23 protein-coding genes are annotated in these 24,764 nt (G+C 52.2%); 15 read left to right on the plus strand and 8 right to left on the minus strand.

Features of this window, described 5'->3' with window-relative positions; translation table 11 throughout:
- Positions 1-149: 149 nt before the first annotated feature.
- Positions 150-3,359, minus strand: coding sequence for a ribonuclease E (rne, locus tag F4V61_RS00320; RefSeq protein WP_038396183.1), 3,210 nt, complete (start codon positions 3,357-3,359; stop codon positions 150-152).
- Positions 3,360-3,932: 573 nt separating this feature from the next.
- On the opposite strand from rne, the gene rluC reads away from it, so the two are divergent.
- On the plus strand, positions 3,933-4,886 hold the full coding sequence (rluC, locus tag F4V61_RS00325; protein WP_038396182.1) for a 23S rRNA pseudouridine(955/2504/2580) synthase RluC: 954 nt from the start codon (positions 3,933-3,935) through the stop codon (positions 4,884-4,886).
- Positions 4,887-4,945: 59 nt separating this feature from the next.
- Here rluC and F4V61_RS00330 read toward each other — a convergent pair whose 3' ends face one another.
- Positions 4,946-5,530 (minus strand): Maf family protein, encoded by a 585-nt coding sequence (locus F4V61_RS00330; protein ID WP_001137611.1) that lies wholly within the window; start codon positions 5,528-5,530, stop codon positions 4,946-4,948.
- Between the two features lie 197 nt (positions 5,531-5,727).
- On the opposite strand from F4V61_RS00330, the gene yceD reads away from it, so the two are divergent.
- From yceD to fabF, 8 genes are all read left to right on the plus strand, one after another.
- Positions 5,728-6,249 (plus strand): 23S rRNA accumulation protein YceD, encoded by a 522-nt coding sequence (gene yceD / locus F4V61_RS00335; protein ID WP_038396181.1) that lies wholly within the window; start codon positions 5,728-5,730, stop codon positions 6,247-6,249.
- 51 nt (positions 6,250-6,300) lie between these two features.
- Complete coding sequence (rpmF, locus tag F4V61_RS00340) at positions 6,301-6,474, plus strand: 50S ribosomal protein L32 (protein ID WP_000290727.1); 174 nt, start codon at positions 6,301-6,303, stop codon at positions 6,472-6,474.
- 134 nt (positions 6,475-6,608) lie between these two features.
- Positions 6,609-7,688: a phosphate acyltransferase PlsX gene (plsX, locus tag F4V61_RS00345; protein ID WP_071820908.1), complete on the plus strand. Its 1,080-nt coding sequence runs from the start codon at positions 6,609-6,611 to the stop codon at positions 7,686-7,688.
- Positions 7,689-7,767: 79 nt separating this feature from the next.
- The gene (gene fabH, locus F4V61_RS00350) at positions 7,768-8,721 is read left to right on the plus strand and encodes a beta-ketoacyl-ACP synthase III (RefSeq protein WP_038396180.1); all 954 of its coding nucleotides are present in this window, start codon (positions 7,768-7,770) and stop codon (positions 8,719-8,721) included.
- Positions 8,722-8,736: 15 nt separating this feature from the next.
- A complete protein-coding gene (fabD, locus tag F4V61_RS00355; RefSeq protein ID WP_000191344.1) occupies positions 8,737-9,666 on the plus strand; it encodes an ACP S-malonyltransferase in 930 nt (309 codons plus the stop codon).
- A 12-nt stretch (positions 9,667-9,678) separates the two neighbouring features.
- On the plus strand, positions 9,679-10,413 hold the full coding sequence (fabG, locus tag F4V61_RS00360; protein WP_000007240.1) for a 3-oxoacyl-ACP reductase FabG: 735 nt from the start codon (positions 9,679-9,681) through the stop codon (positions 10,411-10,413).
- A gap of 153 nt (positions 10,414-10,566) precedes the next feature.
- Positions 10,567-10,803 carry an acyl carrier protein gene (gene acpP / locus F4V61_RS00365; RefSeq protein WP_000103754.1) on the plus strand — a complete coding sequence of 79 codons (237 nt, stop codon included), beginning with the start codon at positions 10,567-10,569 and terminating at the stop codon, positions 10,801-10,803.
- A gap of 85 nt (positions 10,804-10,888) precedes the next feature.
- Positions 10,889-12,130 carry a beta-ketoacyl-ACP synthase II gene (fabF, locus tag F4V61_RS00370; RefSeq protein ID WP_058345814.1) on the plus strand — a complete coding sequence of 414 codons (1,242 nt, stop codon included), beginning with the start codon at positions 10,889-10,891 and terminating at the stop codon, positions 12,128-12,130.
- Positions 12,131-12,203: 73 nt separating this feature from the next.
- On the opposite strand, the gene F4V61_RS00375 is transcribed toward fabF, so the two are convergent.
- The 6 genes from F4V61_RS00375 to F4V61_RS00400 all read right to left on the minus strand — a co-directional run bounded on the left by F4V61_RS00375 (position 12,204) and on the right by F4V61_RS00400 (position 18,328).
- Positions 12,204-12,728: a fimbrial protein gene (locus F4V61_RS00375; protein ID WP_000331639.1), complete on the minus strand. Its 525-nt coding sequence runs from the start codon at positions 12,726-12,728 to the stop codon at positions 12,204-12,206.
- Positions 12,729-12,742: 14 nt separating this feature from the next.
- Complete coding sequence (locus F4V61_RS00380; RefSeq protein ID WP_000848751.1) at positions 12,743-13,270, minus strand: fimbrial protein; 528 nt, start codon at positions 13,268-13,270, stop codon at positions 12,743-12,745.
- Between the two features lie 15 nt (positions 13,271-13,285).
- Positions 13,286-14,284, minus strand: coding sequence for a fimbrial protein (locus F4V61_RS00385; protein ID WP_080161052.1), 999 nt, complete (start codon positions 14,282-14,284; stop codon positions 13,286-13,288).
- 32 nt (positions 14,285-14,316) lie between these two features.
- Positions 14,317-16,860, minus strand: a complete 2,544-nt coding sequence (locus F4V61_RS00390) for a fimbria/pilus outer membrane usher protein (protein ID WP_048908564.1) — start codon at positions 16,858-16,860, stop codon at positions 14,317-14,319.
- A gap of 57 nt (positions 16,861-16,917) precedes the next feature.
- Positions 16,918-17,595 carry a fimbria/pilus periplasmic chaperone gene (locus F4V61_RS00395; RefSeq protein ID WP_000675313.1) on the minus strand — a complete coding sequence of 226 codons (678 nt, stop codon included), beginning with the start codon at positions 17,593-17,595 and terminating at the stop codon, positions 16,918-16,920.
- A gap of 184 nt (positions 17,596-17,779) precedes the next feature.
- Entirely contained in the window at positions 17,780-18,328 is a 549-nt protein-coding gene (locus F4V61_RS00400; RefSeq protein WP_000975389.1) for a fimbrial protein, read from the minus strand.
- Positions 18,329-18,678: 350 nt separating this feature from the next.
- Between F4V61_RS00400 and pabC the strand changes: the two genes are divergently transcribed.
- From pabC to ptsG, 6 genes are all read left to right on the plus strand, one after another.
- Positions 18,679-19,488 (plus strand): aminodeoxychorismate lyase, encoded by an 810-nt coding sequence (gene pabC, locus F4V61_RS00405; protein ID WP_079799192.1) that lies wholly within the window; start codon positions 18,679-18,681, stop codon positions 19,486-19,488.
- Between the two features lie 2 nt (positions 19,489-19,490).
- Entirely contained in the window at positions 19,491-20,513 is a 1,023-nt protein-coding gene (gene yceG / locus F4V61_RS00410; RefSeq protein WP_000736468.1) for a cell division protein YceG, read from the plus strand.
- Complete coding sequence (gene tmk, locus F4V61_RS00415) at positions 20,503-21,144, plus strand: dTMP kinase (protein WP_000535398.1); 642 nt, start codon at positions 20,503-20,505, stop codon at positions 21,142-21,144. Before yceG ends, tmk begins: the two co-directional genes overlap by 11 nt.
- A complete protein-coding gene (gene holB, locus F4V61_RS00420; protein ID WP_000872462.1) occupies positions 21,141-22,145 on the plus strand; it encodes a DNA polymerase III subunit delta' in 1,005 nt (334 codons plus the stop codon). The genes tmk and holB overlap by 4 nt, the downstream gene beginning before the upstream one ends.
- A gap of 10 nt (positions 22,146-22,155) precedes the next feature.
- Positions 22,156-22,953, plus strand: coding sequence for a metal-dependent hydrolase (locus tag F4V61_RS00425; protein ID WP_038396172.1), 798 nt, complete (start codon positions 22,156-22,158; stop codon positions 22,951-22,953).
- 293 nt (positions 22,954-23,246) lie between these two features.
- Positions 23,247-24,680: a PTS glucose transporter subunit IIBC gene (gene ptsG, locus F4V61_RS00430; protein WP_000475728.1), complete on the plus strand. Its 1,434-nt coding sequence runs from the start codon at positions 23,247-23,249 to the stop codon at positions 24,678-24,680.
- Positions 24,681-24,764 lie beyond the last annotated feature (84 nt).

Below are 24,764 nucleotides of genomic sequence, written 5' to 3' on the forward strand. Positions count from 1 at the left end.
CCCGTAGCGATGCCATCCGTAAGGTTTATTATCCAGCCGATTTCATAAGCGCTCTGAGGTTACTCAAAAACACCATGGGAGTGATGCGCCGCCCTGTGGGGGGGATAAAAAAAGCCGACCTGGCGGTCGGCTTTTTATCAGCGGTTACATCATTCTACCGGCTGTGGTCGTGCCGCCGGGGCGCTGGCGTGACGTGTGGCGCTGTGTCCGCCTGCGGCGCCTTTACCTTCAAAGTGGAAGGTAGGACGCTGCCAGTCGCTATGGTGCGGGGCTTCAGGCACATATTCCGGCGCTGGCGCACGCGTCATCGGCGCGCTGGCGTGGTTATGATCGTCAACGCAGACAACGTCCTCCGTCTTTTCATCTGCCTGGACTGGTGCGATAACGGTTTCTTCTGCCGTGTGCTCCACAACAGTCGCTTCCGTTTTTGTCTCTTCTTCTGGTTCGACAACGACAACATCAGCCACGCTTTCAGTAACCGTGATAGACGTATCGGCGGTTTCTGCTACCGGTTCTGCATCAGCAATAACCGCTTGCGCGATCGGCGTATCGCTTTCGGCAATCAGTTGCGGCTGTTCATCAACCGGTGCGGCAATCACTTCCGGATGCGTTGTCTCGAAGTCGACGGCCTCAGGTGCCTGAGATTCGGCGGCGACCTGCGGCTCAACGGCAACGCTTTCGTTTTCTACTTCCTGTACCGGCGTTTCTGGTTCGAACGCCTCGGCCGCCGCAATAACCTGCGGCTCAGCGACGACAGGTTGTGGTAGCGCCAGCTCCGGTTCGCGCTGCTCTTCAACTTGCGTTTCCTGAGGACGCACAATCGGATAGCGGATCCAGACTTTACCAGACGCCATTTCCGGCGACGCGCAGGCGACAGTTAACGGCATCGGCGATTGTGTCGGATAGCGTTCGTCACGATAGCGACGACGGCGCTGACCGCTTACGCGCAGATGGCGTGGAGAACGGCGGGAGCGACGCGGCATTCCGGTATTATCGCGAGGTTCTACGGTATCGTCCTGCTCCGGCGCAATGTCGGCAACGACCGGTAAATCGACTTTCGCCAGTTCGGTACGCGGCGCCGGAACGGGCTGTTCAACGTTTTCAACCGGACGCGGTTCATCGATGACGACCGGTGTGTCAACCGTTTCAACCGTCGCGCTGTTGGTAAAGCGGACTTTCTGATTAAGTTGGCGCTGCTTGCGGCGCGGCTGAACTTGCTGAACGCGCTCTTCTTGTTCGGTCTCCTGAACTGGTTGCTCTTCGCGGTTGAGCGCTTTTACTTCCTGCTGCGCCTGGCGCTTCTCATCATTACGGCGACGGTTGCGTTCGCGACGCGGCGTCTGTTGCTGCTCATCGCTGGTTTTGACTTTTTCCGTCGTTTCTTGTTGACGGGTATCACGCGTTTCCGCATTTTGCTGCTGCGCCTGGCGACGGTTACGACGATTATCGTCACGGCTTTCGCTGCCATCACGCTCGGCACGGTTATCACGGGTGTCACGGCGTTCATTGCGATCGCGACGGTTGTTCTGCCGCGGCTTGCGACGATCCTGCTGGCGTTCCGGTTTTTCTTCCACTTTCGGCGCGGCTTTTTCGACGGTTTTCGTCTCTTCATCACCGCTGAACAGTTGTTTCAGAGCGTTAAGGAAGCGGCTAAACAGTCCTGGTTGGGCAGGCTGTGCGGCAGCAACATTAGCATTTTTCGCCGTGGCGACGTTGACCGTTGGTTCGGCAGGCGTCGGCGCCGGAGGGACCTCCGGCATGGCAAACGTCGCCAGCGCAGGCTGTTCCGGACGTTTACGCTCGGCGTACTCTTCTTCAGAAGGCAGCGCCATCGCTTCTTCGTGCAGTTTCGGCAGCATGTAGCTCAGGGTCGGCGTTTCTTCCCCTTTACGTACACGCAGCACGGAATAGTGCGGCGTTTCCATCTGATCGTTCGGGACGATTACACAGCGCACGCCATCCTGACGCGTCTCTATAGCGTTAACTGCCGTGCGTTTTTCATTAAGCAGGTAAGAGGCGATCGGCACCGGAACAATGGCATGAACTTCCTGCGTATTTTCTTTCAGCGCTTCTTCTTCAATCAGGCGCAGAATAGACAGCGACAGGGACTCGTTATCGCGCACGGTGCCGGTACCGCTACAGCGTGGGCATACGTGATGGCTGGATTCACCCAGCGACGGGCTCAGGCGCTGGCGTGACATTTCCAGCAGGCCGAAGCGGGAAATATGGCTGATCTGAATGCGCGCTCTGTCCTGACGCACCGCTTCACGCAGACGGTTTTCTACCGCGCGCTGGTGACGCACTGGCGTCATATCGATAAAGTCGATAACGATCAGGCCGCCCAGATCGCGCAGACGCAGTTGGCGGGCAATCTCGTCGGCCGCTTCGAGGTTAGTGTTGAATGCGGTTTCTTCAATATCGCCGCCGCGAGTCGCGCGGGCGGAGTTGATATCGATGGCGGTTAACGCTTCGGTGCTGTCAATCACGATGGAGCCGCCGGACGGCAGGCGCACTTCACGCTGGAAAGCCGACTCGATTTGCGATTCAATCTGATAATGGCTGAACAACGGGATTTCACCGGTGTACAGCTTAATTTTGCTGCTAAAGTCTGGACGGCCCAGCGCGGCGATATGCTGACGCGCCAGTTCGAGTACTTTCGGGTTATCGATAAGAATTTCACCGATATCCTGACGCAGATAGTCGCGGAAGGCGCGAACGATAACATTGCTTTCCTGGTGGATCAGGAACGGCGCAGGGCGGCTTTCAGCGGCTTTCTGAATCGCTTCCCAGTGTTTCAGGCGGAAGCTTAAATCCCACTGCAACGCGTCGGCGGATTTTCCAACGCCCGCGGTACGTACGATAAGCCCCATCCCTTCAGGGAGTTCCAGACTGGCCAATGCCTCTTTTAACTCGGTACGATCGTCGCCTTCGATGCGACGGGAAATACCGCCCGCGCGCGGGTTATTCGGCATCAGAACCAGATAGCTACCCGCCAGGCTGATAAAGGTGGTTAACGCCGCGCCTTTATTGCCGCGTTCTTCTTTATCGATTTGAACAATAACTTCCTGGCCTTCGCGTAACACGTCTTTGATGTTTGGGCGACCATGTGCGCTGTAGTTAGCGGGGAAATATTCGCGGGCAATTTCTTTTAACGGGAGGAAACCGTGGCGTTCTGCGCCGTAATCAACAAAAGCCGCTTCCAGGCTCGGTTCAATACGGGTAATTTTGCCTTTATAGATGTTCGCTTTTTTCTGCTCGTGTCCGGGGCTTTCTATATCCAGATCGTACAGACGCTGCCCATCTACAAGGGCGACGCGCAACTCTTCCTGCTGAGTCGCGTTGATTAACATTCTTTTCATCGTAACTTACTCATTATTCTTACGTTGACGACTAAGCTGCGGGCATGGTGACGCCTTACCGGGCATGAACCGATGGCCTCGTGACTATTTCGCGTCGCCAACCTCACGGTTATCGTCAGCTCAAAGAGGCGCAGAGTGTCGGTTGCCTGTATTTCATACGGAAACACAGCGCAATTATCAGGGAAGCAGCCTGGGTATTACTCTCCAGAGAAGATCCTATCTACCGGTAAGGACTGCAACCCGCAGCCCGCTAACTGCCTGAAAAATCAATACGTCTTACGCCATTGCTGCGTTGATGATCGGTCAGGCAAAATGGGTTATTCCGCTAAACTTTTTGTTTTAACAAGTTTCGGTGCGGAAACCGCATCATTATTCCACTGCTAACCTTGTTATAGCAAGATGACTTTTGCCATTTATCACCCGCTTACTCACAGTTTTTTCACCAGTGCGGTGAGATCGCGTTAATAACCAACAAAACCGCGCTGAAAAATGTTCATCCACTAGCGTAGACGTCTCTATAAGCATAGAAAAATGTGTGGCGCGAATCTCACAGGCTATTTAGAATCGCCCCCCATGAAAACAGAAACGCCATCCGTAAAAATTGTTGCCATCGCCGCTGACGAAGCGGGGCAACGCATTGATAACTTTTTGCGCACCCAACTGAAAGGGGTACCAAAAAGTATGATTTATCGTATCTTGCGTAAAGGCGAGGTGCGGGTGAATAAAAAACGCATCAAACCGGAATACAAACTGGAAGCGGGCGATGAAGTCCGTATTCCGCCGGTTCGCGTCGCTGAACGCGAAGAAGAGGCCGTGTCGCCGCATTTGCAAAAAGTGGCGGCGTTGGCTGACGTCATTTTGTATGAAGATGATCACATTCTGGTGCTGAATAAGCCTTCCGGCACCGCTGTACACGGCGGAAGCGGGTTAAGTTTCGGCGTAATCGAAGGGCTACGGGCTTTGCGCCCGGAAGCGAGATTTCTGGAACTGGTGCATCGTCTCGACCGCGATACCTCTGGCGTGCTGCTGGTGGCGAAAAAGCGCTCCGCGTTACGTTCGCTGCATGAGCAACTGCGCGAGAAGGGAATGCAAAAAGATTATCTGGCGCTGGTGCGCGGTCAGTGGCAATCGCACGTGAAAACTGTGCAGGCGCCGTTATTAAAAAACATTCTGCAAAGCGGCGAGCGCATTGTACGGGTGAGTCAGGAAGGCAAACCGTCAGAAACTCGTTTTAAGGTGGAAGAGCGCTTTGCGTTCGCCACGCTGGTGCGCTGTAGCCCGGTAACGGGCCGTACACATCAGATTCGCGTGCACACCCAATATGTCGGTCATCCTATTGCGTTTGACGATCGCTACGGCGATCGGGAATTTGATAAGCAACTGGCAGGTACGGGATTATCGCGTCTGTTTCTTCACGCCGCCGCGCTGAAATTCACCCACCCGGGGACGGGGGACGTATTGCGCATTGAAGCGCCGATGGATGACCAGCTTAAACGGTGTTTACAGGTGTTACGTAATCCTGCCTGACGTGTTTGTAGACCGGATGGCGCTGTTTGCCGCTTATCCGGTCTACAACGCTTATCCGGCTATGCGTTAAGCGGGTTCATCTCTTCCCGTCTGAGCATCTGGCATAGGGCAATAAGCGGTAATCCGATTAGCGTATTCGGATCGCGGCCCTCTAAACGCTCAAATAGGGCAATGCCCAAACCTTCGCTTTTAAAACTACCTGCGCAATGTAGCGGGCGCTCTTTGCGTACATAATCTTCAATTTCTGTTTCGCTTAAATGACGAAAATGAACGTCAAACGGCTCAACTTCAGTTTGTAAATGTCCGGTTGCAGAATTATACAGCGCCAGTCCGGTGTAAAACGTCACAATATTGCCACGGGCTTTGAGTAACTGCTGGCGCGCATTTTCTTCTGTTAATGGTTTGCCGGTTATCTCACCATCAAGAACACAAATTTGATCGGAGCCAATAATCAGGTGCGCTGGATAACGGTGGGCGAGCGATTGCGCTTTAGCCTGCGCCAGACGTAACACCAACTGACGCGGCGCTTCGCCCTGGATGGGGGTTTCATCAACCTCCGGCGCGGCGCATTCGAAAGGAATCGTCAGTTTTTCCAGCAGTGCGCGACGCCAGGGAGAGGTCGACGCAAGGATGAGACGGGGCATATTTTTTCCCTCAGATATAGCGTAATGATGAGAGCCATCTTAAACTATGCTCTTCGTCCTTCAAGCCTGTCATTTTGACTTGTCTTGAGCGAAAATAAGTCTGTAACCCGCAATGTGTGCGAATTATTGGCAAAAGGCAACCGCAGGCTGCCTTTTTCTTTGACTATATGACATTACGAAGTTAATATGCGCGCCCTATGCAAAAGGTAAAATTACCCCTGACGCTTGATCCGGTTCGTACCGCTCAAAAACGCCTTGATTACCAGGGTATCTATACCCCCGATCAGGTCGAGCGCGTTGCCGAATCCGTAGTCAGTGTGGACAGTGATGTGGAATGCTCTATGTCGTTCGCTATCGATAACCAACGTCTCGCCGTTTTAACCGGCGATGCGGTGGTTACGGTATCGCTAGAATGCCAGCGTTGCGGGAAACCGTTTACTCATCAGGTTCACATAACGTATTGTTTTAGCCCTGTCCGTTCCGACGAGCAGGCTGAAGCACTGCCGGAAGCGTATGAGCCGATTGAGGTAAACGACTTCGGCGAAATCGATCTGCTTGCAATGGTTGAAGATGAAATCATCCTTACCTTGCCGGTAGTTCCGGTGCATGATTCTGAACACTGTGAAGTGTCCGAAGCGGACATGGTCTTTGGCGAATTGCCTGATGAAGCGCAAAAGCCAAATCCATTTGCCGTATTAGCCAGCTTAAAGCGTAAGTAATAGGTCTTCCCCGCGGACGCAGGGATAAACCGTAATTGAGGAGTAAGGTCCATGGCCGTACAACAGAATAAACCAACTCGTTCCAAACGTGGTATGCGTCGTTCTCATGACGCTCTGACCGCAGTCACCAGCCTGTCTGTAGACAAAACTTCTGGTGAAAAACATCTGCGTCACCACATCACTGCCGACGGTTACTACCGCGGCCGTAAGGTCATCGCTAAGTAATCGCGCGATACTCGATGCCTTTTGCATCACAGGCGCGCCTGTAGTGTAAAAGTCGAAGAGTACAAGCGTGATATAGCTTAGTGAGGATTTCTCCGCGCAAGCGGAGAAAGGCCGAACCAGGCAGCGACGATACTTTGACACGTCTAACCCTGGCGTTAGATGTCATGGGGGGCGATTTTGGTCCTTCCGTGACGGTGCCTGCAGCATTGCAGGCACTGAACGCTAATTCGCAGCTCACTCTTCTTTTAGTCGGGAATCCCGATATTATCACGCCATTACTTGCCAAAGCTGACTTTGAACAACGTTCGCGTCTGCAGATTATCCCTGCGCAGTCAGTTATTGCCAGTGATGCCCGGCCTTCGCAGGCGATCCGCGCCAGTCGCGGGACATCTATGCGTGTGGCCCTGGAGCTTGTGAAAGAAGGTCGAGCCGAAGCTTGTGTTAGCGCTGGTAATACCGGGGCGTTAATGGGGCTGGCGAAATTATTGCTCAAGCCCCTTGAGGGGATTGAGCGTCCGGCGCTGGTGACGGTATTACCACACCAGCACAAGGGCAAAACAGTAGTGCTTGATTTGGGGGCCAACGTCGATTGCGACAGTACCATGTTGGTACAGTTTGCTGTGATGGGCGCCGTTTTGGCGGAAGAGGTCGTCGGGATCAAAAATCCCCGGGTGGCGTTGCTCAATATCGGGGAAGAAGAAACCAAAGGCCTCGACAGTATTCGTGAAGCCTCTTTAACGCTAAAAACGGTCCCATCCATCAACTACATCGGCTACCTTGAGGCGAATGAGTTACTGACGGGAAAAACCGATGTACTGGTGTGTGACGGCTTTACAGGCAACGTCACACTTAAAACGATGGAAGGTGTTGTCAGAATGTTCCTTTCACTGCTGAAATCACAGGGCGAAGGGAAAAAACGGTCGTGGTGGCTGCTGTTATTAAAACGTTGGTTACAAAAAAGCCTGATGAGGCGATTCAGTCACCTCAACCCCGACCAGTATAATGGCGCCTGTCTGTTAGGATTGCGCGGCACGGTGATTAAAAGTCATGGTGCGGCCAATCAGCGAGCATTTGCAGTCGCGATTGAACAGGCAGTGCAGGCGGTGCAGCGACAAGTTCCTCAGCGAATTGCCGCTCGCCTGGAATCTGTATACCCAGCCGGATTTGAATCGCTGGACGATGGCAAAAGCGTAAACCTGCGGGCGCACAGATAATTTCGCTGTGTACCCGGCGCCGCCAGCGTGCCAGACATTTACAGGTGACGGTATATAACCGAAAAGTGACTGAGCGTACATGTATACGAAGATTATTGGTACTGGCAGCTATCTGCCCGAACAAGTGCGGACTAACGCCGATCTGGAAAAAATGGTTGAAACCTCTGACGAGTGGATTGTCACTCGTACAGGTATTCGTGAACGCCATATCGCCGCGCCAAATGAAACCGTCGCGACGATGGGCTTTACCGCTGCGAATCGCGCGCTTGAGATGGCGGGAATCGATAAAGACCAAATTGGCTTGATTGTGGTGGCTACCACATCAGCAACGCATGCATTTCCAAGCGCGGCATGTCAGATTCAAAGTATGCTCGGTATTAAAGGTTGCCCGGCGTTTGATGTCGCGGCAGCATGCGCAGGTTTCACCTATGCGTTAAGCATTGCCGACCAGTATGTTAAATCCGGCGCGGTTAATCACGCGCTGGTTGTCGGTTCCGATGTATTAGCTCGCACCTGCGATCCCAGCGATCGCGGTACGATCATTATTTTCGGCGATGGCGCAGGCGCGGTCGTACTGAGCGCTTCTGAAGAACCGGGTATTATCTCTACCCATCTTCATGCCGATGGCCGTTACGGTGAATTACTGACCCTACCGAATGCCGATCGCGTAAATCCGGATAACCCGATTTACCTGACGATGGCGGGTAATGAAGTCTTTAAAGTGGCGGTCACTGAGCTGGCGCATATTGTCGATGAGACGCTGGCGGCCAATAACCTGGATCGCTCAGAACTCGACTGGCTGGTGCCGCATCAGGCTAACCTGCGTATCATTAGCGCGACAGCGAAAAAACTCGGCATGTCGATGGACAATGTCGTCGTCACGCTGGACAGACATGGCAATACCTCAGCGGCTTCTGTACCGTGCGCACTGGATGAAGCCGTGCGTGACGGGCGAATTAAAGCTGGTCAGTTGGTATTGCTTGAAGCCTTCGGGGGTGGATTCACCTGGGGCTCCGCGCTGATTCGTTTTTAGTATAAGGATTTAAACATGACGCAATTTGCATTTGTGTTCCCCGGTCAGGGTTCCCAAAGCGTTGGGATGCTGGCCGAGATGGCGGCAAATTACCCTATCGTAGAAGAAACGTTTGCTGAAGCCTCTGCGGCTCTGGGATATGATCTGTGGGCGCTCACCCAGCAAGGTCCGGCGGAAGAACTGAATAAAACCTGGCAGACGCAGCCGGCGTTATTAACCGCGTCCGTAGCGCTTTGGCGCGTTTGGCAGCAGCAGGGCGGTAAAATGCCAGCATTAATGGCGGGTCACAGCCTGGGCGAATATTCCGCCTTGGTCTGCGCTGGCGTCATCAATTTTGCTGATGCCGTTCGTCTGGTGGAAATGCGTGGTAAATTCATGCAAGAAGCGGTTCCGGAAGGCACCGGCGGCATGTCTGCGATCATCGGTCTGGATGATGCCTCTATCGCCAAAGCCTGTGAAGAGTCTGCCGAAGGGCAAGTCGTTTCTCCGGTTAACTTCAACTCGCCGGGGCAGGTGGTTATCGCTGGGCATAAAGAAGCGGTAGAACGCGCGGGCGCAGCCTGTAAAGCCGCTGGAGCGAAACGCGCGTTGCCGTTGCCGGTGAGCGTGCCGTCGCACTGCGCGCTGATGAAACCAGCGGCTGATAAGCTGGCGGTTGAATTAGCCAAAATTACCTTTAGCGCGCCAACGGTGCCAGTAGTGAACAACGTTGATGTGAAATGTGAAACCGATGCTGCCGCTATCCGCGATGCGCTGGTTCGCCAGTTGTACAATCCGGTACAGTGGACGAAGAGCGTGGAATTTATCGCGGCGCAGGGCGTTAAACATCTTTATGAAGTGGGTCCAGGTAAAGTCCTCACTGGTCTGACGAAACGTATTGTCGACACCCTGACAGCGTCGGCGCTGAACGAGTCGGCGGCGCTGTCTGCGGCACTTACGCAATAAAAGAGGAAAACCATGAGCTTTGAAGGAAAGATTGCGCTGGTGACTGGTGCAAGCCGTGGCATAGGCCGCGCAATTGCAGAGACTCTCGTTGCCCGCGGCGCGAGAGTTATCGGGACTGCAACCAGTGAAAATGGTGCGAAGAACATTAGCGACTATTTAGGTGCTAACGGGAAAGGTCTGATGTTGAATGTGACCGATCCTGCATCTATTGAATCTGTTCTGGAAAATATTCGCGCAGAATTTGGTGAAGTGGATATCCTGGTTAATAATGCCGGTATTACTCGTGATAATCTATTGATGCGAATGAAAGATGATGAGTGGAACGATATTATAGAAACCAATTTATCATCTGTTTTCCGCCTGTCAAAAGCGGTAATGCGCGCTATGATGAAAAAGCGTTGTGGTCGTATTATCACTATTGGTTCTGTGGTTGGTACCATGGGAAATGCAGGTCAGGCAAACTACGCTGCGGCGAAAGCGGGCCTGATCGGTTTCAGTAAATCACTGGCGCGCGAAGTTGCGTCCCGTGGTATTACTGTCAATGTTGTGGCTCCGGGTTTTATTGAAACGGACATGACGCGTGCGCTGTCTGACGATCAGCGTGCGGGTATCCTGGCGCAGGTGCCTGCAGGTCGCCTCGGCGGCGCTCAGGAAATCGCCAGCGCGGTTGCATTTTTAGCCTCTGACGAAGCGAGTTACATCACTGGTGAGACTCTGCATGTCAACGGCGGAATGTACATGGTTTAATCATGATAAAAAAATTTGCGTTATTTGGGTGAAAAGCCGCAAAATAACGTAAAATCGTGGTAAGACTTGCCGGGATTTAGTTGCAAATTTTTCAACATTTTATACACTACGAAAACCATCGCGAAAGCGAGTTTTGATAGGAAATTTAAGAGTATGAGCACTATCGAAGAACGCGTTAAGAAAATTATCGGCGAACAGCTGGGCGTTAAGCAGGAAGAAGTTACCAACAATGCTTCTTTCGTTGAAGACCTGGGCGCAGATTCTCTTGACACCGTTGAGCTGGTAATGGCTCTGGAAGAAGAGTTTGATACTGAGATTCCGGACGAAGAAGCTGAGAAAATCACCACCGTTCAGGCTGCCATTGATTACATCAACGGCCACCAGGCGTAAGTGAACATCTCCAGGCGGTCATTCGACCGCCTGAGTTTTATCTTTTTGTCCCACTAGAATCATTTTCCCTCCCTGGAGGACAACCGTGTCTAAGCGTCGTGTAGTTGTGACCGGACTGGGCATGTTGTCTCCTGTCGGCAATACCGTAGAGTCTACCTGGAAAGCTCTCCTTGCCGGTCAGAGTGGCATCAGCCTGATCGACCATTTCGATACTAGCGCCTATGCAACGAAATTTGCTGGCTTAGTAAAGGATTTTAATTGTGATGACATTATCTCGCGCAAAGAACAGCGCAAGATGGATGCCTTCATTCAATATGGAATTGTCGCTGGCGTCCAGGCCATGCAGGATTCTGGCCTTGAAGTGACGGAAGAGAACGCAACCCGTATTGGCGCCGCTATCGGCTCCGGTATCGGTGGTCTCGGTCTGATCGAAGAAAACCACAGTTCGCTGGTAAAAGGCGGACCGCGTAAGATCAGCCCGTTCTTCGTCCCGTCGACGATTGTTAACATGGTAGCAGGCCATCTGACTATCATGTATGGCCTGCGTGGGCCAAGCATCTCTATTGCGACTGCCTGTACTTCGGGCGTGCATAACATCGGTCACGCCGCGCGTATCATCGCTTATGGCGATGCGGACGCGATGGTGGCGGGTGGTGCTGAAAAAGCCAGTACGCCGCTGGGCGTAGGCGGTTTTGGCGCAGCGCGCGCGCTGTCTACCCGCAACGATAACCCGCAGGCAGCCAGCCGCCCGTGGGATAAAGAACGCGATGGTTTTGTATTGGGCGACGGCGCCGGTATGTTGGTGCTCGAAGAGTACGAACATGCAAAAGCGCGTGGTGCGAAAATTTATGCTGAAATCGTGGGCTTTGGTATGAGCAGCGATGCTTACCATATGACGTCACCGCCGGAAGATGGCGCAGGCGCTGCACAGGCAATGGTTAACGCGTTGCGTGATGCTGCTATTGAGCCTGCTCAGATTGGCTACGTCAACGCGCACGGCACGTCGACACCAGCGGGCGATAAAGCCGAGGCGCAGGCTGTTAAGTCGGTCTTTGGCGATGCCGCAAGCCGTGTGATGGTGAGCTCGACTAAATCGATGACCGGCCATCTGTTGGGTGCCGCAGGCGCAGTAGAGTCTATTTTCTCTATTCTGGCGCTGCGCGATAGGGCCATTCCGCCGACCATTAACCTGGATATCCCGGATGAAGGTTGCGATCTGGACTTCGTACCGCACGAAGCGCGCCAGGTAAAAGAACTGGAGTACGCTCTGTGTAACTCCTTTGGCTTTGGCGGTACCAACGGTTCATTAATCTTTAAAAAGGTATGATACCGGCACGTGCATGAAAATAAAAACCTCCGGCTATGCCGGAGGTTTTTTATTCCTTTTTTCTTCGAAATACTTACTGGTAAGTGAAGGTGAACTGCACGACAGTGTAAAAACTTCCTGCTGTCACTTCTCCTGTTGGAGCATACATCCGCGCTGATAGTGGAAATTCAGCACGGTGACTGGCACCGTCTACATTTACCGTAAACGTACCCGCAGGTCGAATCTCCGTGAGGTGATCCCGTGACATGATTTGCAGCGCCATTCCGGCAGCGTCTCCCTGAGTGTTAGCGAATTTTGTTGGATCATCACTGTCAGGATCGCCACTGAATGTCGCAGTAACGCTACTGGTTGAGGTTGGACAGGATGATAGCGTCAGGCTGAAATCCTGCCATTCCCCACTTGCACCGGGCGTTTGATAATCGGTTGCTCTGGCCTGGTCAAACGTCACTTTTTGACTTTGCGTTGCTGTGTCAATGGTGCAGGCTGAAGCTATCACGATACCACTAAGATTAATGTCCGCCCCATGCACAAGACCGCAAACAGTAAGCGACAGTAAAACCGCCAGTACAGGAATACGCTGTTTAACCCGATACGCCATAACGTTCCCCTGAATTACTGATAAGTAAATGTAAGTTGAACCTGGCTGGCGATAGAGCCTGGCATGACGTTGCCTTTAGAAACCGCACGGGCGCTCATCAACAGGTCGTATCCACGCGTACTGGTGTCAATGATAAGATTGTTTAGCGCTGTGCCATTTTTCAGGCTGGTTTTGTCATTTGTCGTGGCAAGCTCCACTGCTAAATTCGTTGCGTCACCAGTATTTCTATAATAATTAGCGTCGGTGTCGGGCGTTCCGGAAAACGTCACGTTAAAGCTGGTGGTTGAGCTCGGGCAGTTGGAAACCTTAAGGGTAAAATCCTTCCATGCGGATGCGCTACCGGCGGTAGACAGGCTATCGGCCTGTATATCATTGCCAATATTGACTGCCAGAGTCGGTTCGCCGCTGTTGATAACACAGGGAGACGCAACCACCTTCCCGGTAATGTCGATAACGGTATTTCCAGCTTGACTGAGTGCAGGGAATAGCATGCCACCAGCCAGTAATAACAACGCGGTTTTTCTTCCATGGATAGTTTTCATGTTGGATCCTTCAGATTAGTTATAAGCGAGTTTTACTTCTATCGCCGATTTGACATTGCCAGCGGTGACGTTATTGACGTCATCAATGTAATACGCCACTTTAAACTTCGGGATGGTGTAGTTACCAGACCCGATGTAATCACTAAGAGGAATGTCACCATTAACGATATGCGCGGTGCCGTCATCATTTTGTACCTGTATATACACATTTCGGGCATAACCTTCGCCAGTAACGGTCTTTAGCTCGGCATTACTGGCCTGATGGGTGCCATAAACAGCGGATAAGTTGTAGGAGATGCCGTTTCTTGCACCTGGACAGTTCGTTAATGTGATCGTAGGGACGTCGGTTACACCCTGCGCGCCGTTGGATAAGTTATTGCCATAAAGTGTCGGCAACTTGACTTCGGTAGGGGCGTTAATGCTACATGCAGTTATGACTGGCTGTTTGGTGACGGTGCCGGAAAGCGCGGTAAAAGAGATATCCGGATAGTCCGTTCGTGCAGGTTCATTAAAGTAATTTACGGTAACCACGGGGGCCGTGGTTATTTGCCCGGAAGGAATCTGGTCGGTCAGACGCACGATGGTATATTTGACGTGAAGATAGCCAGACGCATAGTAGCCATTATCGAAGACGAATTCATAAGGTGCAACGCTGTCATTTTGCGGGGTAGTGATTGTCGGCGTGGAATAGTTAAGGTTGTAAGCAATACCTATCCCTGGGTTGTTCGTCGCGTAAACGGTGGAACCATCCGATGCGGTGCCTATCGGCGTGCCGTTGATGGTCAGGGTGACCCTTGCTGTACCCGTTTCGTCTAGTGTGCTTAGTTTGTAAAGACCATGGTCATCAAACCACGATATTCCGCCGACGTTAGTGGGGATTGACCATAAGGATAAATCATAGTTATACGTGTTGCGACCTGCGTCCTTGGTATCAATGGCAATAGCAAATGATATGCCTGGTGTTGTATACAGTATGGTCGCAAGCGTGCAAGCGATAATTGATGTTTTATTCATCAAGCATCATCCTTAATAAGTTGTCATTGGGGTTAATTACAGCGGGCATTGGTTTGCATTACACCGATAGTGTTATCCTCTTCTGGAAGCTGAAACGTCACCTTACATATTTCGCTAGCGGCATTTCCCCATTTCGCCAACAGTGAGCCGCTTAACGGCATGCCGGTAAGATAGACCTGGCCTGCATCGCCAACGATAAAACTCTGTGCCTGATTCTCCCCGTGAACAGAAACGATTGCCCCGAAGGGGACGGTTTTGCCGTTACTGCGTGTCAAGGTCATCAGCACACGTTTACCTACACGCGTATCGAAACGGGCGCGAACGATGGCGCCGCGCGTCGGAGTAAGGATCTGATTAGTCAGCGTTAAATCGGCATCATCCGGCAGCGTCTCGGGGTTGAGGCCAACCGTATTCTCCCGATAAGGCGAGAGATAAGGCACGACGGTATAGCCGCGGAAGTCAGTTTTGACCCCGGTCTGGTTAGTGACTTCGACGCCGCTGACGCCGGGCGCTTCGACAAGTGCCGCCGTTTCCCCCAATGACTGACTGAATGTCAAACCATGGGCGTGGGCAATGATGCCCCCGTCGATACTGTAATTAAGATTTCTTTGATCGTGGTCGTAACCATAACCGGCATTCACACGCGCGTAAGTTCCCTGGTAATCGAGGTTGGCATAACCGCCATTGCCCTGGCCGTGATTGGTCTGGCTTTCCTGTATACTCCAGTTGAGATTTTGATTTTCCAGCGCGGTGCCGTTCAGACCTACAGTGTGACTGGTATCGCCGCGTTTGCTGGTATTGAGGCTGTAACTTGCCCAGCTATTGCTAAGCCAGCAGTCTAGAGGGATGTTAAAATTCAGCGTGAAGACCTGATCTTCACTGTAGACTTTATCGCTATCGCGACCAGCAGTCGTGTTGCGGTTATAGCTGTAGTTGAGGTTCCAGGTAATTCCTGAAAAACTGTTACTGTAACCGACGCCGATGGAACGCATTTCGCGATCGCTGTTCCAGTAATCTTCGCTGACGGCGTTGACAGACAGTGAACCCGCAACGTCCCCCAGACTCTGGTTGAGCATGATTTCCGCCCGGTTACGTCGCCGCTCGTTGCTGGTTTTCCATTCGTTTTCGCGCCAGGTGTCAAGCGTCTCCGACAGACTGTAATATCCCGAAGTGGAGTAACGGTAGCCGGAAATGGAAATATTCGTCCCAGTCGCCAGCATGTTTTTGCTGTAGCGTACGCGCCAGGATTGTCCGCTTTCTTTATCCGTATCTTGCTGGGTTGACCAGGCTTGAGTACCGTCTACTGAAAAGGCACCCAGTTCGCCGAGGTTTTTACCGAAACCAGCCAGTAAAGATTGATAGTGTTGAGCGAACTGTCCACCCCCATAGAGGGTGAATCCTGCGGGCAGGCCGTAGATCGCCGTCGCCTGGGAAAACCATTCTTTATCAATGTCGCCATCGTAGGGGCGGTATTGTCCACTTGTCACGCTGTATTTCAGACGGCCTTCCCGTTGTAAAACCGGCAGAGAGGCGAAGGGGATAACCTGGTGCTGCTCGCTGCCGTCGGTTTCCTTAATCGTTACATCCAGATCGCCGCTACTGCCAGTGGGAAACATATCTGCGATCTCGAAAGCGCCGGGTGAAACGTATGTCTGATAAATAACGTAGCCATTTTGCTTCACACTCACCTGAGCATTAGTGCGGGCGATGCCACGGATGATCGGAGCATAGCCACGTAAACTTTCTGGCAGCATGTCGTCATCTGAAGCTAACTGCACGCCGCGAAAAGGCACGCTGTCAAACATATCCGAAGGAGCAGTGCTATCGCCCAGCGTCAGTTGGCTTTTTAGCGCGATAATATCGCGTTGAGCATAGGTATAGACGGAATCCCAGCTTTCCTCTTTTGTGTCACCGGTTTTGTTCTGGTTCCAGGTGCTGTAGTTGCGCAGACGCCATGGTCCCAGGTTCAGCCCTGGCCGTAAGTTGAGAAAATAGCTATCGGAATCGCTGTTGCCTGACTGGCGCGCGCTGGTGTTCCCACCCGTAAATGTATAGTTAAGTAACAGGGCATTGATACCTTCATCCAGACGATCCGGCGCGACCCAGCCTCGGGCCATGGTGGATACTGCCGCCTGTGGAATGGACAGCAACAGCCGTTGATGGTTGAAATCAAATTCGGCGCTAGCCATGGGGATCGCGTTGAGCACGGCGCACTGTCCGTCGCCAACGAGCTGGGGAAACAGTTCTGTGCGAATCCTGAAGCTTTTGAGCATATCAATGCTCAGGCAGGGCTGTAAGCTCTGCTGACCTTGGGCGTTTTTTTGCATTGAGAAGGGGATGTCATAAGTTCCCTGTGCTGCATTGTTGATGACAACATCAACATGATAAGTGCCAGGCATTTGACCTACGCCTTCCTCAAAGGCAGACAGATCGGTAATATCTTTACCTGGTCCGTCGATACCGAGCATAGCGGGGTTAAAGTATTCCCGAGCATAACCAGGAAGGGCTACAGGTAATGAACATTGCAAAGCAACAAAGCAAGCGATATGACTGAGCGTTATTTTATTCTTTCGCATGTTATTCGCATCGACTTTTATTCCACATTCCTTACGGAATCAGAGGGCTAAACCGTATTACAGGTGGCTGGAGTGTTTCGCGCCTGCTGCACCATAATCACTAATCAGAGTCCAGGATACGTCTCCTGCCGCGCCAGTTGGAATGGTAAAAGTCGAGTTGCTCATTGGGGCAACATAGGTGGCGTCCTGTATCATGGTCGTACCAACGTTTACCAGGCTAAAATTCATGTAATAGGGCGTTGGATTGTTTACCCGTAATTGATTACCCATACGTTGCCAGGTTAATTTATCAGCAAAGTTTTCCGGGACGTTTTTCAATGTTTGCGGTCGGTAAATGATTTTGATCCGGGTTTTGACCGCAATTTGCAAGACATTGGCGCTTTCCTGCTTCTCCGTAGCCGGAATAGATTTAATGTTCATCCAGAACAGAGATTCGCGATCTTCCGGTAGGTTGCCGCCGGTGCGGATAATCCGCAGCATATTTTCCTGACCGGCGCCCAGGCGAAATAAGGGAGGTGTAACGATAAAAGGTGCTTTTTCTTTGCTGCCTTCGCTAATATCGGCCCATGACTGAATAAGATAGGAAAATTTATCCGGGTTTTTGACGCTGATTGAGGTTTCTTTCTTATTACCGTCGTAGATAATACGTGTTCCACCAACAATAACACCCGCTTCTGCCACAGTAGCAATAGCGAATAAAGGTACGAATGCGAGGAGTGGGCTATAGAATTTCATTCTGTCATCTCTGAAATAAAGCTGGAGCTACTCCAGCTTTATAAGTAGTAACAGTAATAAGGGAATCACGACATAAGGGCGTTTGTTATATCGGCATTACATTTAATATATTATATTAATGTAATGTCAGGAACGCGCTGTTGTAGCCTTATTACTCAACGTCATACAAACAAAGCTGGCGCTGTTAGTTATAGGTCATCGTGAAGTTGACGGAACCGTTCGCTTTACCAGCCTCAATTCCGGAGGCGGCTGCGGTGGCAATGTAGCGGGCGAAGAAGTCAAGCTCCGCTTTATTGGATGCAACCGTCACGGTTTGTGTGGATGCGGAACCCAGCGGTAATGGCGACGCGTCGCTGTTGAGTAACTGGATTGCCACGCCTTTCGCTACGCCAGTTTCCTGAGTCAGTTGCAGGTAATCATTGTCCGTAGTGTCTGGCGTTCCGCTATATTTGATGGTCACAGGTTTGCTATTCAGCGTATCCGGGCAATCTTTCAATGTCAGAACAAATTTCGTCGTTGCCGCAGTATCCCCCGCCGCAGTAAACGTTGTTTTTGCGACATCACCTAATTTAACGCTGAGGTTTGAGGCTCCAGTATCAATTTGGCAGCCTGCATCGATAATATTACCGAAAAATTCAATTTTCCCGTCGCCATCCTTGTTATCGGCCATTGCAGTTGAACTTACTCCCAGTAAAGCAGCGAATGCTACAACGGCAAATTTTCCTTTCATCATTTATTATCCTTAATTAAAACATATGGTTGATTTCGATGCGCAATAGAAATAGCTGCATGAGGTATTGCGCCAAGCTATTTTAACGGAAAATGGCGGTTGTAATGATAAATAAAACTGAAATTTAATTTTATTTATATTAAATTAACATTGTGAATGTTTTATTATTATCATTCTCTAAATGCATAATTAAATGTCATAATATATTATGATCTATACTTATGGCCGCGTTTTGATATTTTGCGGCATTTGTGCTTTTTGTTACCAAAGAGTCGAGGTGTTGACTCCAGTTGGGTTAGGGTAAAACACTTGAGTTCACGCGCTGCTTGACCGAGAAATGACGAGGTGGGTAAATGTTTTTGATCGATGGTAAATCAACGGATACGCTGGCCGTTAATAATCGGGGTACGCAATTTGGCGATGGATGTTTCACGACGGCCAGGGGGGTAAATGGCCGCATCGATTTGTTGTCGATGCATTTGCATCGTTTGCAATTTGCCTGCGACAGGCTGGGCATTCGCTTTCAGGACTGGGAATTGCTGGCAGACGAGATGCAGCATCTGGCGGCCGGGAAAAGCCAGGCCGTGTTGAAGGTAATGATTACTCGTGGTGTCGGAGGGCGAGGGTATAGCGCTATGGGATGCGAAACGCCGACGCGAGTTGTCAGCGTTTCGCCATATCCTGCTCACTATTCTCACTGGCGAGAAAAAGGGATAACGCTGGCGTTAAGCCCGATACGGCTGGGGCGTAACCCCGCTTTAGCTGGGTTAAAACACCTTAACCGCCTGGAGCAGGTGCTGATTCGTTCTCATCTTGAGCAGACGGACGCCGATGAGGCGCTGGTTCTTGACAGCGAGGGATGGGTTACGGAATGCTGTGCGGCTAATGTGTTCTGGCGTACAGGCGATATTGTTTCTACGCCGCGCCTGGATCAGGCCGGGGTAAACGGTATTATGCGACAATTTTGTTTGCGCAAACTGGCGCAATCCCCTTTCCACGTCCTCGAAGTACAGGCGAGAGAGGAGGCGGTAAGGCAGGCTGATGAGGTTATCATCTGCAACGCGTTAATGCCGATTATTCCCATACGCGCCTTTGACGGCACGTCGTACTCTTCGCGAACATTGTTTCAATTTTTAGCCCCATTTTGTGAGCATCCGAATTAGTTATGAAAAAATTGTCAGGCGTTTTCCTTCTGCTATTGGTTGTGCTGGGTATTGCCGCAGGCGTAGGGGTGTGGAAGGTTCGCCATCTGGCGAACAGCACGTTACTTATTAAAGACGAGACTATCTTTACGCTAAAGGCGGGAACAGGGCGGCTGGCGCTTGGCGACCAGCTTTATGATGAAAAAATCATTAATCGCCCTCGGGTATTTCAGTGGCTGCTGCGCGTTGAGCCTGAGTTATCGCACTTTAAAGCGGGAACCTACCGTTTTATGCCCGGCATGACCGTAAGGGATATGCTTGAGCTGCTGGAGAGCGGGAAAGAGGCGCAATTCCCGTTGCGATTTGTTGAAGGGATGCGTCTTAGCGACTACCTCAAACAGTTACGAGAGGCGCCGTATATCCGCCATACGTTGCCGGATGATGACTATGCCACCGTCGCCCGGGCATTAAAGCTTGCTCACCCGGAATGGGTAGAAGGGTGGTTCTGGCCTGATACCTGGATGTATACCGCCAACACCAGCGATGTCGCTATTCTCAAGCGAGCGCACCAGAGGATGGTGAAGGCTGTCGATACTGTCTGGAAAGGCCGGGCCGGGGGACTGCCTTATAAAGATCAGAATCAGTTGGTGACAATGGCCTCGATTATTGAAAAAGAGACTGCTATCCCCAGCGAACGCGATCAGGTGGCGTCGGTCTTTATTAATCGCCTGAGAATTGGTATGCGTCTTCAGACCGATCCAACCGTGATTTACGGGATGGGGGCGAGTTATAATGGTAAATTATCGCGTGCGGATCTGGAAAAGCCGACGGCCTATAACACGTATACTATAACCGGACTGCCGCCAGGACCGATCGCATCGCCCAGTGAAGCTTCGTTGCAAGCGGCGGCGCATCCGGCGAAAACGCCGTATCTCTATTTTGTGGCCGACGGTAAAGGCGGTCACACATTTAACACCAATCTTGCCAGCCATAACCGGTCAGTGCAGGAGTACCTGAAAGTGCTTAAGGAAAAAAATGGGCAGTAATTATATCGTCATCGAGGGCCTGGAAGGCGCCGGAAAAACCACTGCGCGCGACGTGGTGGTGGAGACCCTTGAGCAACTGGGTATTCGTAACATGATTTTTACCCGTGAGCCGGGCGGTACGCAGCTTGCCGAAAAACTAAGAAGTCTGGTGCTGGATATTCGATCGGTAGGCGACGAAGTGATTACCGATAAAGCGGAAGTGCTGATGTTTTATGCCGCTCGCGTACAGCTCGTCGAAACGGTAATCAAACCCGCGCTGGCGCAAGGCGTATGGGTGATCGGCGATCGCCACGATCTCTCGACCCAGGCGTATCAGGGGGGAGGGCGCGGCATTGATCAAACCATGCTGGCGACACTACGCGATGCCGTGCTGGGCGATTTTCGCCCTGACCTGACGCTGTATCTGGATGTCACGCCGGAAGTCGGGCTAAAACGCGCCAGAGCGCGCGGTGATCTGGATCGCATTGAGCAGGAGTCTTTTGATTTCTTTAACCGGACTCGCGCGCGTTATCTGGAACTGGCGGCGCAGGATCCGCGTATCCGCACCATTGACGCGACCCAGCCGCTGGATGCCGTCATGCGCGACATTCGCGCCACGGTGACGACGTGGGTACAGGGACAAGCGGCATGAAATGGTATCCATGGTTACGACCTGCCTATGAAAAACTGGTAGAAAGTTACCAGGCGGGACGTGGCCACCATGCGCTACTGATTCAGTCCTTACCTGGCATGGGAGATGAGGCGCTGAGCTACGCGCTTAGCCGCTATCTGTTATGCCAGCAACCTGAAGGCCACAAAAGCTGTGGGCATTGCCGTGGTTGTCAGCTTATGCAGGCTGGCACGCATCCGGACTATTACACGCTGACGCCGGATAAAGGCAAAAGCAGCCTCGGCGTAGATTCGGTACGCGAGGTCAGCGAGAAATTGTACGAGCACTCCCGTCTGGGCGGTGCGAAGGTGGTGTGGATTGCGGATGCGGCGCTATTAACCGACGCTGCTGCCAATGCGTTGCTCAAAACGCTGGAAGAGCCGCCGGAGCAAACCTGGTTTTTCCTTGCCAGCCCGGAGCCTGCTCGTCTGCTGGCAACATTACGCAGCCGTTGTCGGCTGCATCATCTGGCGCCGCCGTCTGAATCGTATGCGATGTCATGGCTGTCGCGAGAAGTGACGGCGTCACAAGAAGCATTGCTCACGGCGCTACGCCTGAACGCGGGGTCGCCCGGCGCCGCGCTGGCGCTGTTGCAGTCTGAACGTTGGGCGCAGCGTGAGGCGCTGTGTCAGGCGTTAATGGACAGTTTGCATACGGGCGACTGGTATGCGTTATTAACGGCGCTCAATCATGAGCAAGCCCCGGCGCGCCTGCACTGGCTGGCGACGCTGCTGGTTGACGCGCTGAAACGTCAGCACGGCGCGTCGTACCTGACAAACGTTGATGCGGACGCGGTTGTTGCCGCGCTGGCGGGGCCGCTATCCCCGGCGCGTATTCAGGCAATCCTGAACGATGTTTGCCATTGTCGTGATCAATTACTTCATGTGACCGGATTAAACCGCGAACTGGTATTAACCGATCTCATTCTCCGCATTGAGCATTACCTGCAACCAGGCACCCTGTTGCCTGTTCCTCATCTTTGAGAGAGACATTATGTTTTTAGTCGACTCGCACTGCCATCTTGATGGCCTGGATTATCAATCTTTGCATAAGGACGTGGACGATGTGCTGGCGAAAGCCGCCGCGCGCGATGTGAAGTTTTGTTTAGCGGTGGCGACAACGCTGCCGGGGTACCGCCATATGCGCGAGCTTGTGGGTAAGCGCGACAACGTGGTCTTTTCCTGCGGCGTGCATCCGTTAAATCAGGATGAAGCGTATGATGTAGCCGAGTTACGCGCCCTTGCCGCAGAAGACGATGTGGTGGCGATGGGCGAGACCGGGCTCGATTACTTTTACATGCCGGAGACCAAAGTACGCCAGCAGGCGTCCTTTATTAATCATATCCATATTGGCCGCGAATTGAAAAAACCGGTGATTGTACATACCCGCGACGCGCGTGCCGACACGCTGGCTATCTTGCGTGAAGAAAAGGTGACGGATTGCGGCGGCGTACTACACTGTTTTACAGAAGACAGAGAAACGGCTGGTAAATTGCTGGATCTGGGGTTTTATATCTCCTTTTCCGGCATCGTAACGTTCCGTAATGCCGGGCAACTGCGTGATGCGGCGCGCTATGTGCCGCTGGATCGTTTATTGGTAGAAACCGATTCTCCTTATTTGGCTCCGGTGCCGCATCGCGGTAAAGAGAACCAGCCTGCGATGGTACGCGACGTTGCAGAATATATGGCGGTATTGAAAGGGGTTGCCGTTGAAGAGCTGGCGCAGATTACTACCGATAATTTTGCTCGCCTGTTTCATATCGACGCGTCTCGTCTGTCATCCATCCGCTAAACGCGTTTTTTTAATGCTCGTAATTAATAAGCAAAACGCGTAAAGTTCACCGCCACAAAATGGGCGGTGAACGAGCTTTTAGAAATATTCAGAAACTCATTTTGCCAAAATGTGATACTTTTTAAGCTGTCTGGCATTGAAACGTGATAGCCGTCAAACAAAATCAGGCTTATTTATTTTACTCTGTGTAATAAATAAAGGGCACTTAGATGCCCTGTCCACGGCGGGGTTCTCCCCCCTCGCCAATGCGTGAGAACGTAGAAAAGCACAAATACTCAGGAGCACTCTCAATTATGTTTAAGAATGCATTTGCTAACCTGCAAAAGGTCGGTAAATCGCTGATGCTGCCGGTATCCGTACTCCCTATCGCAGGTATCCTGCTGGGTGTCGGTTCCGCTAACTTCAGTTGGCTGCCAGCCGTTGTATCGCACGTTATGGCGGAAGCGGGCGGATCTGTTTTTGCCAATATGCCGCTGATTTTCGCTATCGGCGTGGCGTTGGGCTTCACTAACAACGACGGCGTTTCGGCGCTGGCTGCGGTGGTTGCGTATGGCATCATGGTGAAAACCATGGCTGTGGTTGCACCGCTGGTTCTGCATTTACCTGCTGAAGAGATTGCCGTAAAACACCTCGCTGACACGGGGGTGCTTGGCGGTATTATCTCCGGCGCGATCGCAGCGTATATGTTTAACCGCTTCTACCGCATCAAACTGCCTGAGTATCTGGGCTTCTTTGCAGGCAAGCGCTTCGTGCCGATCATTTCGGGTCTGGCCGCTATTTTCACCGGTGTGGTGCTGTCTTTCATATGGCCGCCGATCGGTACGGCTATCCAGGCATTCTCGCAGTGGGCGGCTTACCAGAACCCGGTTGTGGCGTTTGGTATTTACGGTTTCATCGAGCGCTGCCTGGTGCCGTTTGGTCTGCACCATATCTGGAACGTTCCTTTCCAGATGCAGATCGGCGAATACACCAACGCTGCGGGCCAGGTATTCCACGGCGACATTCCTCGCTATATGGCGGGCGACCCGACGGCGGGTATGCTCTCCGGCGGTTTCCTGTTCAAAATGTATGGCCTGCCGGCTGCGGCCATTGCCATCTGGCACTCTGCTAAACCGGAAAACCGTGCGAAAGTGGGCGGTATCATGATCTCCGCCGCGCTGACCTCGTTTTTGACTGGTATTACCGAGCCTATCGAGTTCTCCTTCATGTTCGTGGCGCCGATCCTGTACATTATTCACGCGATTCTGGCAGGTCTGGCATTCCCGATCTGTATTCTGTTGGGGATGCGTGACGGTACGTCGTTCTCCCACGGTCTGATCGACTTTATCGTGCTGTCCGGCAACAGCAGCAAACTGTGGCTGTTTCCGATTGTCGGCGCCGGTTATGCGATTGTGTACTACACCGTGTTCCGCGTGCTGATTAAAGCGCTGGATCTGAAAACGCCGGGTCGTGAAGACTCTACTGATGACGCAAAAGCGGGCGCAAGCAGCGAAATGGCGCCAGCTCTGGTGGCGGCTTTTGGCGGTAAAGAGAACATCACTAACCTGGATGCTTGTATCACGCGTTTGCGCGTGAGTGTGGCCGACGTAGCGAAAGTGGACCAGGCTGGCCTGAAGCAACTGGGCGCAGCGGGCGTTGTAGTAGCAGGTTCCGGCGTTCAGGCTATCTTCGGTACGAAATCCGATAACCTGAAAACGGAAATGGATGAGTACATTCGTAACAGCTAAGCAGTAATGATGTTGGGGAGAACTAAGGCAGCCTTCGGCTGCCTTTTTTTAATGACGTTTTACATGCTGCCCTCCGGCAGTCTG

The sequence above is a fragment of the Salmonella enterica subsp. arizonae genome (genome assembly GCF_008692845.1).
GTDB classification, from domain to species: domain Bacteria; phylum Pseudomonadota; class Gammaproteobacteria; order Enterobacterales; family Enterobacteriaceae; genus Salmonella; species Salmonella arizonae.

Coding starts and splice junctions, on each gene's coding strand:
- rne (WP_038396183.1), bottom strand. CDS start 3,359: ATGAAAAGAATGTTAATCAACGCGACTCAGCAGGAAGAGTTGCGCGTC.
- rluC (WP_038396182.1), top strand. CDS start 3,933: ATGAAAACAGAAACGCCATCCGTAAAAATTGTTGCCATCGCCGCTGAC.
- F4V61_RS00330 (WP_001137611.1), bottom strand. CDS start 5,530: ATGCCCCGTCTCATCCTTGCGTCGACCTCTCCCTGGCGTCGCGCACTG.
- yceD (WP_038396181.1), top strand. CDS start 5,728: ATGCAAAAGGTAAAATTACCCCTGACGCTTGATCCGGTTCGTACCGCT.
- rpmF (WP_000290727.1), top strand. CDS start 6,301: ATGGCCGTACAACAGAATAAACCAACTCGTTCCAAACGTGGTATGCGT.
- fabH (WP_038396180.1), top strand. CDS start 7,768: ATGTATACGAAGATTATTGGTACTGGCAGCTATCTGCCCGAACAAGTG.
- fabD (WP_000191344.1), top strand. CDS start 8,737: ATGACGCAATTTGCATTTGTGTTCCCCGGTCAGGGTTCCCAAAGCGTT.
- fabG (WP_000007240.1), top strand. CDS start 9,679: ATGAGCTTTGAAGGAAAGATTGCGCTGGTGACTGGTGCAAGCCGTGGC.
- acpP (WP_000103754.1), top strand. CDS start 10,567: ATGAGCACTATCGAAGAACGCGTTAAGAAAATTATCGGCGAACAGCTG.
- F4V61_RS00375 (WP_000331639.1), bottom strand. CDS start 12,728: ATGGCGTATCGGGTTAAACAGCGTATTCCTGTACTGGCGGTTTTACTG.
- F4V61_RS00380 (WP_000848751.1), bottom strand. CDS start 13,270: ATGAAAACTATCCATGGAAGAAAAACCGCGTTGTTATTACTGGCTGGT.
- F4V61_RS00385 (WP_080161052.1), bottom strand. CDS start 14,284: ATGAATAAAACATCAATTATCGCTTGCACGCTTGCGACCATACTGTAT.
- F4V61_RS00390 (WP_048908564.1), bottom strand. CDS start 16,860: ATGCGAAAGAATAAAATAACGCTCAGTCATATCGCTTGCTTTGTTGCT.
- F4V61_RS00395 (WP_000675313.1), bottom strand. CDS start 17,595: ATGAAATTCTATAGCCCACTCCTCGCATTCGTACCTTTATTCGCTATT.
- F4V61_RS00400 (WP_000975389.1), bottom strand. CDS start 18,328: ATGATGAAAGGAAAATTTGCCGTTGTAGCATTCGCTGCTTTACTGGGA.
- pabC (WP_079799192.1), top strand. CDS start 18,679: ATGTTTTTGATCGATGGTAAATCAACGGATACGCTGGCCGTTAATAAT.
- yceG (WP_000736468.1), top strand. CDS start 19,491: ATGAAAAAATTGTCAGGCGTTTTCCTTCTGCTATTGGTTGTGCTGGGT.
- tmk (WP_000535398.1), top strand. CDS start 20,503: ATGGGCAGTAATTATATCGTCATCGAGGGCCTGGAAGGCGCCGGAAAA.
- holB (WP_000872462.1), top strand. CDS start 21,141: ATGAAATGGTATCCATGGTTACGACCTGCCTATGAAAAACTGGTAGAA.
- F4V61_RS00425 (WP_038396172.1), top strand. CDS start 22,156: ATGTTTTTAGTCGACTCGCACTGCCATCTTGATGGCCTGGATTATCAA.
- ptsG (WP_000475728.1), top strand. CDS start 23,247: ATGTTTAAGAATGCATTTGCTAACCTGCAAAAGGTCGGTAAATCGCTG.